Source organism: Limnohabitans planktonicus II-D5, from assembly GCF_001270065.2.
GTDB classification, from domain to species: domain Bacteria; phylum Pseudomonadota; class Gammaproteobacteria; order Burkholderiales; family Burkholderiaceae_C; genus Limnohabitans_A; species Limnohabitans_A planktonicus.
This window is the reverse complement of record NZ_LFYT02000007.1, coordinates 31655-43664: the sequence shown is the minus strand read 5'-3', so window position 1 is coordinate 43664 and position 12010 is coordinate 31655. Positions and strand designations below refer to the sequence as shown.

General features: G+C 62.3%; 1 protein-coding gene (only partly in view). It reads left to right on the top strand.

Annotated elements, in window-relative coordinates; genetic code table 11:
• On the top strand, positions 1 to 12010 hold the 3' end of the coding sequence (locus H663_RS28090) for an Ig-like domain-containing protein (protein ID WP_133239985.1). It extends 15347 nt beyond the left edge of the window; 12010 of the gene's 27357 nt are visible here — the last part of the coding sequence; the start codon falls outside the window, past its left edge; its stop codon occupies positions 12008 to 12010.

Sequence of the window (12010 nt, the reverse complement as noted above, 5' to 3'; positions counted from 1 at the left end):
CGGCGCAGGCGGCAACCCGGGTGACACCATCACCATCAAAGACCCACAAGGCAACGTCATTGGCACCGCCACCGTGGCGCCCGATGGCAGCTGGTCGGTCACGCCCACCACACCGCTGCCCACTGGCACCACACCGCTGGCCATCACCGCCACCGACGGCAACGGCCAAACCAGCGCACCGTCCACACTGCCCATCACCATCGAGGCACCAGCGGGCGCCCCAGCAGCGCCTGCGGCCAAGCTCGACCCCGCCACCGACAGCGGCACCAAAGGCGACAGCAGCACCACCGACACCACGCCCACCATCAGCGGCGCGGGCGGCACACCGGGTGACACCATCACCATCAAAGACCCGCAAGGCAACATCATTGGCACCGCCACCGTGGCGCCCGATGGGTCATGGGCCGTCACGCCCACCACACCGCTGCCCACAGGCACCACACCGCTGGCCATCACTGCCACCGACGGTAACGGCCAAACCAGCGCACCGTCCACACTGCCCATCACCATCGAAGGCGCAGCCGTAGAAGTTGCGCCAGCCGCCCCAGGGGCCAAGCTCGACCCGGCCACCGACAGCGGCACCAAGGGCGACGGCAGCACCACCGACAACACGCCTACTTTGAGCGGCACCGGCACACCCGGCAACACCATCAAGATCACCGACCCGCAAGGCAACGTGATTGGCTCTGCCACCGTGGCACCCGACGGTTCATGGGCCATCACACCCACCACACCGCTGCCCACAGGTGCCAACGCGCTGAGCGTGACCGAAACCAGCCCATCTGGTTTGACCAGCCCGGCCACGGCGCTGCCCGTCACCATCGAAAACGTCCCCGTGCCCACCGCGCCCACCATCAGCAACGTGCCTTGGGCCGCCACGGGCGAAGGCAACACCAGCAGCCTCAAAGGCATTCCCGAGGCCTTCTACGACAAGCACAACCCCACCTTCAGCACCATCACCGGCAACGCCAGCGACTTGACGCTCTATTTGAGCGAGGTCAGCAACACGGCAGACGCAGGCACCATCGTGCGCGTGCAGCTGCCGACAGCGGCCGCAAGTGCCAGCGTGCCAGCCGTGGCGGGTGACTCGTTGGCCCTCAAGTGGGGAGACCAGATCATCCAGGTGGGCACACTCACGGCGGCAGACATCACGGCCAAATATGTCGATGTCACCGTGCCCCTGAGCGTGCTGGAAACGCAGGCTTTTGGCATCGTGCCGGTGTTGGCTCAGATCGTCAGTGCCGCCACAGGCAGCACCTCCAACGCCGCGCCGCTCAACGTCAAGTGGGCCTATGACCTGCCCACCATGGACCTGACCAGCCTGGAAAACGGCTTTGCCATCAATGGCCGGGCCGCCAGCGAACAGCTCGCCTCCAACGGCTACCAGCAAGGCTCGGTCAATGTGGGCGACGTCAACGGCGACGGCTACGACGATATGGGCTTCACCAACCAGGCGGGCAACACCCATTACGTGGTGTATGGCAAACCCGGCCTGTCCACGGTGGAGTTGTCCACACTGGAAGTGGCTGGCAACAGCAACGGGTTCATCTTGACGGGCAACGGCACCGGCTCGCACAACACGCTGGCCGGCGACTTCAACGGCGATGGCCTGAACGACATCCTGGTGCGCTACGCCGGTTACAGCGACTATGTGGTGCTGGGCAACACCCGCAGCATGGGCTTGGTTTCACCCATCAACACCATGCCCGCATCGGCCGGTTTCAAAATCACCCACGCCAACATGTTGGGCGCCAGCAGCGTGGTCGGTGACGTCAACGGCGACGGTTTTGACGACGTGCTCATCAACATCGCTGACGACAACAGCTACGGCACAGGTGTTGCCTATGGCAACTTCTTGCTCTATGGCAGCACCAACATGAGCAACATCACCCTGCCAACAGGGGTGACCGGCAGCTCCAGCCTGGGCTTCTACATTGGCAGCAGCGGTCAGAAGATGGGCGGCTCTGACGCCACCCAGGTGGGCGACTTCAACGGCGACGGCTACAGCGACTTCATGCTCACGGGCATGAACACCTCGGGTAACCCCGCAACGAACTACGTGGTATTTGGTGGCTCCAACCTGAGCGCATTCAACGTCAACGCCCTGTCGGCTGCAGGCAACGGCAAAGGCTATGCCATCAGCGCCATGACGGCCACTGGCGTGGAGAGCTACTCGGCCTTGGGCCAAGCCACCGGTGACGTCAACGGTGACGGCCTGGACGACATCATCTTCAACGATGGTTCCAAGATTTCGTATGTGATGTTTGGCAAAACAGGCGATGCGCCGGTCACCCTCAGCGCCATCCAAGCGGGCAGCGGTGGCTTTGTCATCGTGGGCCATACAACGGCCAGCAACACCATGGACGTGGACGTGGTGGGCGACTTCAACGGCGACGGCCTGGCCGACATGGTGGTGGGCCACCCCAACATGACCATGAACGACAAGACCACTGGCGGTGCCTACCTGGTCTATGGCCGCACCAGCGGCACCTCGGTCACCATGACCGATCTGGCGGCCTCAGAGGGCTTCCGCATCGACGGCGGCACCGTATCTGTGCAAATGGGCATGTCGGTCAGCGCTGCTGGCGACGTCAACGGTGACGGCTTTGCCGACCTGATCGTCAACGCCCGCAACGACAGCCCCGACGCCACACGCGGCTCGGGCGGTGTCTCGCGCGTCATCTACGGCGGTGTGGACCGACTGGAAACCATGACGTTCCAGACCGCCAACGGCGACGCCATTGGCACCAGCGCTGCCAACACCCTGACCGGCACCACGGGCAACAACCAGATCGTGGCCGGTGACGGCAACGACACCCTGGTGGGCGCAGGCGGTGCAGACGTGCTGTATGGCGGCCGGGGTGACGACACCCTCGTCATCAACGCCGACAACGTGGCCATGCTGGCCCGCAACAGCGGCAACGACACGCAGGCCATTGCCCGCGTGGACGGCGGCAACGGCACCGACACGCTGCAGCTCGACAGCGCCGTGCTCGACATGTCCACCATCCGCCCATCGGCCATCCAGAGCATCGAACGCTTCAACCTGACCGGCACCGGCACGGTGCTCAAGTTGTCGGCGCTTGAGGTGGTTGGTTTGTCCGAGAAGAACAACCCCTTCAACACCACCACCGGCTGGACAGCCAGCGCCACGGGCGGCCCCGCCAAGTGGGGCGCGGTCAACACCGGCGCGCAAGTGGTGGTGGACGGCACGACCACCAGCGACCTGTACCTGGCAGGCAGCTGGACCAATGTGGGCACTGTGCAAAACAACGGCAAGACCTACAAAGTGCTGGAAGACAGCACCAAGGCCATGGCCCAGGTGCTGGTGGAAGCCAGCGTGCGCCTGTTCATGCCGCCACAGATCCTGGCCAGCGCCAACGAGCTGGCTGGTGGCCTGAACGCCAGCGAGGCCAACAGCAGCGGCGGCACACCGGTGGCCGTCAACCTGGCCGACACCGGCGCGGTGGCAGGCAACACCATCCAGCTCAACTGGGGTGGCCAGATCGTCAGCTACACCCTGACAGCGGCTGACATTGCCGCAGGCACCGCCAATGTGCCCGTGCCCACAGCCACACTGACTGCCGTGACCGCCATGGGCACAACCGGCAATGTGCCCGCTTCGGTGACTTTGCTGGACGGCACGACCACGGTGTCGGCGGGTGAACAGCAGACCATCCCGGTCAACTTCATCACCGCCACCGCGCCCACCATCAGCGCCACCGCCTGGGCCGCCACCGGCGCGGGCAACTCCAGCAGCCTGACGGGTATTCCAGAGGCCAACTACGCGCTGCCAACCACCACCGTGCCCACCACTGCACCGGCGGGGGTGGCTGTGGACAGCGCACTCTACAACTCGGAAGTCTTAGGCACCGGCACCGTGGTGCGCGTGCAGCTGCCCATGACAGGTACTGTGCCGCCCAAGGCGGGCGACACCGTGCTGCTGGACTGGGGCACTGCTGAGCCCATCAGCTACACCCTGCTGGCCGCTGACATCACGGCCAAGTTTGTGGACTTCACCGTGCCCGAGGCCACCATCCGCAGCCAGGGCTATGGCATGGCTAACGTGACAGCGCAAATCGTCACCGCCAGCGGGGCCGAATCGGCGCTGGCCTCGGTCGACGTCAACTTTGCCTTTGACTTGCCGCTGGCCATTCCGGGCAGCCCCACTGCGCCAGGTTATGGCTATGTCTTGAACGGTGGGGGCGCCGCTGGCACCACTGGCGCGGTCAACAACCAGTACAACGCTGTGGGCGGCACGGTGGTCAGCGTGGGCGACCTCAACCGCGATGGCCTGGACGATGTGCTGGTTGCCGACAGCATCAACTTCAAAACCTATGTGGTCTATGGCCAGACCGGCAACACCAAGGTGGAACTGTCGACGCTGGACGCGGGCAGCAACACCCAGGGTTTTGCCATCTCCAGCCCCGGTTACGTAGGCCGCCTGTACTACAACTCGGCCAGCACCGACTTCAACGGCGACGGTCTGAACGACGTCATGCTGACCATGGCCAAATCGGCGACAAACCCTGACGGCAGTGGCAACCGCGTGTTTGTGGTCTATGGCCGTACCGATGGCTCGGTGGTCGATGTCAGCAAGATTGAGGGCGGCACCGCTGTGAGTCAGGGCCTCATGGTCATCGACGCCAACTCGGGCGCCGGCATGGGCAATAACAACTACACCTACGCAGGTTCAACCGATGTAAGACCCCGTTTCGGTGGCGCAGGTTTGCCGTCCAACATTGGCCTGTTCGATGCGGGCGATGTCAACGGCGACGGCATCAACGACTTCATCGTGGGTGAAAGCTGGGCTAACACCGACACGACCAATGGCCGCGCCTTTGTGATGTTTGGCACCACGGGCACCAACACGCCCAATGTGGTGCTGCCGCACATGAGCAGCAACCCCGCGTCCATGAGCAATGGCTTCTTCATCAACGGCGATGGGCCGCAAACCATGGGCAGCGTGGGCGGTGGCGGCGACGTCAACGGCGACGGCCTGGCCGATCTGGTGGTGGCCGGTACCTTTGGCAAGGTGGGTGGCTCGGCCTATGTGGTGTTTGGCAAAGCCAATGGCAGCACGCTGAGCGTGTCGGGCCTCACGGCTGCAGCGGGCACCAACGGCTTCAAGATCACCGATGCCGTGCAAGGCCTGGAGACCTTGGGCGTGGACCAGACCCCCAAAATCCAGATGCTTGGCGACGTCAACGGCGACGGTCTGGACGATGTGTCCGTCACCCAATACGACCGCGCTGTGGTGGTGTTTGGCAAGGCCGATGGCAGCTCGGTCAGTGTCAGCGCCATTGCCGCAGGCACCAGCAGCGAAGGCTTTGTGGTCAAGGGCTCGTCTGCCCTCGACGGCTACATGGGCTTCTTGTCCAATGTGGGCGACGTGAACGGCGACGGCCTGGACGACTTGGCCGTGAACTCTTCGCAAGGTCGCTCCTACCTGGTGTTTGGCCAGACGGGCAACACCGCAGTCGATTTGACAATCCCCGACCTCAACAAGTTTGTGCCCATTGCCAACCAGATCAACCCCAAGGGCACCGTGCAAAGCGCCATGGGCCAGGCCATGATCACGGCGGCAGGCGACGTCAACGGTGACGGCTTTGCCGACCTGTTGGTGGGTGTGCCCAAATCCGACCCAAGCGGTGCCAACACCGTGACCGAAGGCAGGTCTTACGTGGTGTTTGGTGGCTTCTCTGAAGTCTCGTCGCTGGTGGTGCAAGCGAGTAACGGCGATGTCATCGGCACCACCGCCGCTGACACGCTGACCGGCACCAGCGGCAACAACCAGCTGATTTCAGGCGACGGCAACGACACCCTGGTGGGTGGCGGCGGCGCCGACGTGTTGTATGGCGGCAAGGGCGACGACGTGTTCGTGCTCAATGCCGACAACGTGGCCATGCTGGCCCGCAACGCAGGCAACGCCGCACAAGCGGTGGCCCGCATTGACGGCGGCAACGGCATCGACACCATCCGCCTGGACAAAGCCAGTCTGGACCTGACCGCGATCCGCACCGCGGCCATCGACGACATCGACCGCTTTGACCTGAACGGCAACAGCAACAAGCTGAAGATGAACAAGCTCGACGTGATCGGTCTGGCCAGCGAGAACAACAACTTCAACACCACCACCGGCTGGGTGGCCAGCGCCACCGGCGGCGCCACCAACTGGGGCGCCATCAACAGTTATGCCCAAGTGGTGGTGGACGGTGACAGCACCAACACCCTGAGCCTGGGCAACAGCTGGTCCAACATCGGCACCGTGGAAAACAGTGGCAAGGTCTACAAAGTGCTGCAAAGCGCCACCGGCAGAGCCCAAGTCATCGTCTACAACGACGTGCAAGTGCAAATGGCACCCAGCGTGCTGAGCACGGCCAACGAACTGGCCGGTAGCCTGAACCTGGCCGAAGCCAACAGCAACGGCGGCACGCCCGTGGCCATCAGCCTGGCCGACACCGGCGCAGTGGCAGGCAACACCCTGCAACTGAACTGGGGCGGCCAGACCATCAGCTACACCCTGACCGCCGCTGACATTGCCGCAGGCACAGCCAATGTGCCCGTGCCCACGGCCACACTGACCACGGTGACGGCCATTGGTTCAGCTGCCAACGTGGATGTGGGCGTGACGCTACTGGACGGCAGCACCGCCGTGTCGGCATCGGATGTGGTGCCTGTGCCGGTGAACTTCATCACCGGATCGGCCCCGACCATCAACTCACTCACCTGGGCCGCCACGGGTGCGGGCAACACGAGTGCGCTCACCGGTATTCCCGAGGCGTATTACGACAAGCACGCCACACCGTTTGCCAGCATCACTGCGTCAACGGGTGTGTCGCCGGACAACAAGCTGTATTACAGCGAGGCGTCCGACCCCGCCGACAGCGGCACCATCATGCGCGTGCAGTTGCCCACAGCGGGCACAGCGGGTGCCACCAGCCCGGCGCTGGCCGGTGACAAGCTCACCATGACCTGGGGCGACCAGACATTGGCCGAGTACACCATCACAGCTGCCGACATCACGGCCAAGTATGTGGATGTGGTGGTGCCTTTTGCCACCATCGACAGCCAGGCCTTTGGCAATGTGGTGGTGGGGGTCACGCTGACCAGCGCGGTCAGTGGCAACAGCGTGCAAGCCCCGTCGTTGACGGTGGACTGGTCTTATGACTTGGCCATGACCACAACGGCCAGCGGATTCAACATCAATGGCCGTGCGGCCAGCGACCAGTCGGGCCTGAGCGCGCAAGGCGCGGGCGTGATCAACGTGGGTGACGTCAACGGTGACGGCTACGACGATTTCTCCCTGAGCGATAACCTTCAAACGATGTATGTGGTGTACGGCCGCCCCGGTCTGGCCAATGTGGAGTTGTCGAGCCTGCAGGCTGTGGGCAACTCCAACGGATACATCATCAACGGCATGCAAGTCTCGTATGTCACGACGTCAGGCGACGTCAACGGCGATGGCTTGAATGACATCGCGATCAACTACGCCAATCCTGCCACACCATCGTATGTTTACTTTGGCAAGACGAGCAGCATGGGCTCCGTCCATCTCAGCAACTTCAAGGCCACCGACGGCCTGTCCTTCTCGGGACAAAAATTCATCCAAAGCATCAACGTGATTGGCGACATGAACGGTGATGGCTATGACGATGTCATGTTGAAAGAAGGCGGTGGCAATGGCTATGGCACCAGCAACACTTATGTGATTTACGGCGGCTCAACAAATGGCAACATCGACTTGCCGACAATTTCTACCGGCAGTTGGAGTGGTGGCTTCATCATCAACACACCCACTGGTTCTGATGTGGGTATTGCCAGCAAGATCCCACCTTTGCAGGGCGATTTCAACGGCGACGGCTATGGCGATGTGGCTGTGAGCATGCGCAGTGCGGCCACCAACGGTGTCAATGTTTACTTTGGTGGCCCGGCTTTGAGTGGCATGACCACCACAGCCCTGAGTGCAGCCGGTTCGGGTTTAGGGTTCTCCATCACGGGATTGACCAACATCAATTCCTTCACCACCGGTAATGCGGGCGACATCAACGGTGACGGTCTGGACGATCTGATCATCAACGAAGGCAACGACTCAGGCAGCAGCACGCGCACTTTTGTGGCGTTTGGCAAAACCAGTGATGCGCCGATCAATGTGTCGTCACTGATTGCCGGTTCAGGTGGTTTCTTCATCAACTCGATCTTCAGAATCAGCGATGTCGATGTGGTGGGTGATTTCAACGGTGACGGTCTGGCCGATATGTTGATCAGCTCGAACGTGTCGACTGTGAACAGTTTGACGACTGGGTCTGCTTTTCTGGTCTATGGCCGTACAGGCACCACGGCAATGCATTTGTCGGCCTTGGCCGCTTCAGAGGGCTTCCGCATCAATGGCTACAGCGACCTCGGTGGCACTGGCCAGTCCGTCACGGCGGGCGGCGACATCAACGGTGATGGCTTTGCCGATCTGGTGATCACATCGCCCAAATCGGACCCGATCAACCCGGCACGCGCAGACGCTGGTGTGACCCGTGTGGTGTTTGGCGGCCCATCGATGATCAACAACATGGTGATCCAGGCCAGCAACGGCGACTTCATCGGCACCACCACCGCCGAAACGCTCACGGGCACAGCAGGCAACAACCAGATCATGGCCGGTGACGGTAACGACACGCTGGTGGGCGCAGGCGGTGCAGACGTGCTGTATGGCGGACGTGGTGACGACACCATCGTCATCAACGCCAGCAACATCACGGCGTTGGGCACCAACACGGGCAACACGGCCCAGGCCATTGCCCGCATTGACGGCGGCAATGGTGTGGACACCATTGAGTTCAACGGTGTGCTGGACCTGAAGGCCATCAGCAATGATGCGATTCAGAGCATCGAGCGCTTCAACATGACGGGCACGGGCGCCAAGCTCACCATGGGTGTGATGGATGTGTTGACGCTGTCCGAGAAGAACAACCCGTTCAACACAACCACGGGCTGGACAGCCAGCGCCACCGGCGGCCCCGCCAACTGGGGTGCGGTCAACACCGGCGCGCAAGTGGTGGTGGATGGCACCACGAGCAGCGATTTGTACCTGCGCGGCAATTGGCAGAACATGGGCAAGGTCGAAAACGGTGGCAAGGTTTACCGTGTGCTGGAAGACTTGTCTTTGGCCATGGCCCAGGTGCTGGTGGCAGACACGGTCAAGCTGTACATCTCGCCCACGATCATGACCAGCGCCAACGAGTTGGCCGGTGTGCTGAACGTGCCCGAGGCCAACAGCGACAGCAGCACCCCGGTGCGCGTGACGCTGGCCGACACGGGCGCGGTCGTTGGCAACACGATTGAGCTGAACTGGGGCGGCCAGAAGTTCACCGTGGTGTTGACCGCTGCCGATGTGGCGGCCAACTATGTCGATGTGACGGTGCCTTTGGCTGCACTGACGACCGTGACGCCCATGGGCACCAAGGCCAATGTGAACGGCATCGTGACGCTGCTCGACGGCACAACGGCGGTCTCGCAATCGGATGGTCAGCCCATTGCCGTGGACTTCACTTTGCCGTCCACGCCCATCATCAGTGCGCAGCAATGGACCCCGACCGCCACGGCGAGCAGCATCAGCGGTGTGCCCGAGGCGCAGTTCAGCATGGGGTATTCAGCTTGGCCCACCACAGTTGGCTCGCCAGCAGTGGACAACTCCTTGTATTACACCGAGGTAGTGAACACGGCCAACCCGGGCACGATTGTGCGGGTGCAGCTGGCCACGGTGTCGAGAGCTGCGCCTATGCCCACGCAGGCGGGCGATACGCTGGTCGTGCGTTATGGCGATCAGGTGATCAATGTGGGCACGCTGTCGGCCACGAACATCACCAACCAGTATGTGGATGTGATGGTGTCGCAGGCCATGGTGGAAAGCCAGCCTTTTGGCTCGGTCACGGTCACTGCCGAGGTGACCAGTGCGGTCAGTGGCAACACGTCGTTGACTGCACCCCTGACCTTGAACTGGAAATATGACTTGCCGCTGTCTGACCTGACCGCGATGAGCCAGGGCTTCCTCATCAACGGCAGCACGTCCGGCGCGCAGATCGGGCTCAGCAACGGAAACGTCGGCGTGATCAACGTGGGCGATGTCAACGGGGACGGTTATGCCGACATGATGATCTTGGACCTGGTGTCGCAGCGCTATGTGGTGTATGGCGGCAACCGCAACACGGCACTGAACCTGTCGGACTTGACAGCGCCGGGCAACACCAATGGTTTCCTCGTGGCCCCTGGCTCGGGTGCAGAAACAACCCGTGCGGGTGACATCAACGGCGACGGCATGAATGACATCATGGTCAGCGGTGGCACGACGAGCTATGTGGTGTATGGTGCGACCAGCAGCCCCGGCAAGATCACCCCGGCAACCCTGGTGGCCAGCCTTGGCTTCAAGATCACATCGTCCAATGAGCTGTCTGCACCGAGTGTGTTGGGTGACGTGAACGGCGACGGGTATGAGGACCTCTTGTTCAACGATGTCGTGAGCTTCAAGAACTTTCTGGTGTATGGCGGCTCGAACCTGGCACCAACGGGCACCGTGGCTCTTGCGTCCCTGCCCGGCATCACCATCACACCGAACTCGGGCAATCACTCGGGCTTCCGCAATTCGACCATGAATGGCGACTTCAACGGCGACGGTTACAACGACTTTGTGGTGGCCACATACCCGACACAAGGTTTCGCCGTCACCCCTTCGTATGTGTATTTTGGCGGCTCGGCCATGACCAACATCACCAACGCGACGCTGACTGGTGCGGGCACCAGCCAGGGTTTTGTCATCGGCAGTCTGTACAGTTCGGCCAACTCCGGTGACATCAACGGCGACGGCTTCGACGACATGATCTTGAACGGCAGTGAGACGACTGCGTATGTGATGTTTGGCAAGTCGAACATGAGTTCGGTGAACGTGACCCAGTTGGCCGCAGGCAGCGGTGGCTTTGTCATCAACGGCGCAGGGCCCAACACCACAGGCAATCCAGATTCGAAGTTGTGGGATGCCGATGTGATCGGTGACTTCAACGGTGACGGCTTGGCCGACATGGTTGTGTCGAACAATGTCATGGCGATCAATGGCGTGAATGTGGGCGGTGCCTATGTGGTGTATGGCCGCACGGCCACCACCGCGATCAACTTGCCAGAGATGGCCGCATCCGAGGGCTTCCGCATCGACGGTTTCAGCGCAACGGCCGGCAAGCAGTTGGGCCGCTCGGTCGCCTCGGCTGAAGACCTCAACGGTGATGGCTTGACCGACATCGTGATCGCCACCTATCAGGGCGAGAATGTGGGCACACTGACCAACGCCGGTGTGGTGCGCGTGATCTACGGTGGCGTGGACAAGCTCGACAGCATGACGTTCCAGACGGCCAATGGCGACGCCTTGGGCACCACAGGCGCCGACACGCTGACAGGCACCACAGGCAACAACCAGCTGGTGGCCGGTGACGGCAACGACACGCTGATTGGCGGCGGTGGCGCGGACGTGCTGTATGGCGCCCGTGGCGACGACACCTTGGTGCTGAACGCCGACAACCTGGCCCAGCTGGGCACGACGGGCACGAGCCAGAACATCATGCGCGTCGACGGCGGCACGGGCATCGACACGCTCAAGCTCGACGGCGCTGGCCTGGTGCTGGACCTGACAGCCCTGGCCCCGAACGTGGTGCAAAACATCGAGAAGGTCGATGTGAGCGGCTCCGGCGACAACACGCTGAAACTGAACCTGTTCGACGTGCTGCAACACGCCAACACATCGAACGCGTTCAACGCCAGCAACACCACCAGCGGCCTGGCCGCCAAGGTGACAAAGAACCAGCTGATGATCGACGGCGACACCGGCGACAAAGTCGTCCTCTCCGACCTCACCAACTGGACCGCCGACGCCACCAACGTCGTCGCCAACGGCACCACCTACGTGGCCTACAACCACAACACCAGCGCCGCCCAACTGCTGATTGACCAGCAATTGGCAGTGAGCCAGGTGTAA